Source organism: Massilia sp. TSP1-1-2 (genome assembly GCF_049896185.1).
Taxonomy (GTDB): domain Bacteria; phylum Pseudomonadota; class Gammaproteobacteria; order Burkholderiales; family Burkholderiaceae_D; genus Telluria_A.
The window spans coordinates 1-1,575 of sequence record NZ_JAFCTU010000031.1 but is presented as its reverse complement, the minus strand read 5'-3'; the positions used below and the strand labels follow the sequence as shown (position 1 = coordinate 1,575).

The following is a 1,575-nucleotide window of genomic DNA, read 5'->3' as shown; positions in this document are numbered from 1 at the left end:
CGCATCCGGGTCCTTGACCGTCACTGATGTCGACAGCGCCGCAAGCTATGTCGGGGGCACCTTTACAGGCACTTACGGAACAGTGGTGCTGCAGACCAACGGTCAGTGGACCTACGAGGCTAATTCGGTACACAACGAGTTTGTCGACGGCACCACTTACACCGATGTCTTCAACGTCAAGAGCACTGACGGCACGACTACCACGATTACCGTCAACATCCTGGGCACAAACGATGCCGCAGTGCTGAGTACTGCGGTGGTACCGCTCACCGAGTTGGACGTCATCTTGACCACATCGGGCACGCTAACCGTTACCGATATCGACAGCGCCACAAGCTATGTCGGGGGGACCTTTACCGGCACGCACGGCACCGTGGTGCTGCAGACCAACGGTCAGTGGACCTACGAGGCTAATTCGGTACACAACGAGTTTGTCGACGGCACCACCTACACCGATGTCTTCAACGTCAAGAGCACTGACGGCACGGCGACCACGATTACCGTCAACATCCTGGGCACTAACGACGCTGCGGTGCTGAGCACGGCGGTAGTACCACTCAGCGAATCTGATGTCGTCCTGACCGCATCGGGCACCTTGACCGTTACCGATATCGACAGTTCCGCAAGCTATGTCGGGGGTACCTTCACCGGTACCCACGGTACAGTGGTGCTGCAGACCAACGGTCAATGGACCTACGAAGCGAATTCGGCCCACAACGAATTTGTTGATGGCACCACTTACACCGATGTCTTCAACGTCAAGAGCGCTGACGGTACGGCGACCACGATTACCGTCAACATCCTGGGCACGAATGACGCAGCAGTACTTAGCGCCGCAACAGTCCCGCTGACCGAATCGGACGTCATCCTGACCGCGTCCGGCACCCTGACCGTCACCGATATCGATAACGCCGCAAGCTATGTCGGGGGCACCTTCACCGGCACTCACGGCACGGTGGTGCTGCAGACCAACGGCCAGTGGACCTACGAAGCGAATTCGGCACACAACGAGTTTGTCGACGGGACTACTTACACCGATGTCTTCAATGTCAAGAGTACGGATGGCACGGCGACGACGATTACTGTCAACATATTGGGCACCAACGATGCCGCAGTGCTCAGCGCCGCAACAGTTCCGCTGACCGAATCCGATGTCATTCTCACCGCATCCGGGTCCTTGACCGTCACTGATGTCGACAGCGCCGCAAGCTATGTCGGGGGCACCTTTACAGGCACTTACGGCACTGTGGTGCTGCAGACCAACGGTCAATGGACCTACGAAGCAAATTCGGCGCACAACGAATTTATCGAAGGCACTACTTACACCGATGTCTTCAACGTCAAGAGCACCGACGGCACGGTGACCACGATTACCGTCAATATCTTGGGCACCAACGACGCTGCGGTGCTGAGCACCGCGGTGATACCACTCACCGAATCTGATGTCGTCCTGACCGCATCGGGCACCTTGACCGTTACCGATATCGACAGTTCCGCGAGCTATGTCGGGGGCACCTTCACCGGCGCCCACGGCACTGTGGTACTGCAGACGAACGGCCAGTGGACTTACAACGC

1 protein-coding gene is annotated in these 1,575 nt (G+C 57.7%); it reads left to right on the top strand.

Translation table 11 applies throughout. From position 1 onward, the window contains the following. Positions 1-13: 13 nt before the first annotated feature. On the top strand, positions 14-1,575 hold a 1,562-nt coding region (locus ACP7BV_RS21435; protein ID WP_426106673.1), incomplete at its 3' end, for a VCBS domain-containing protein.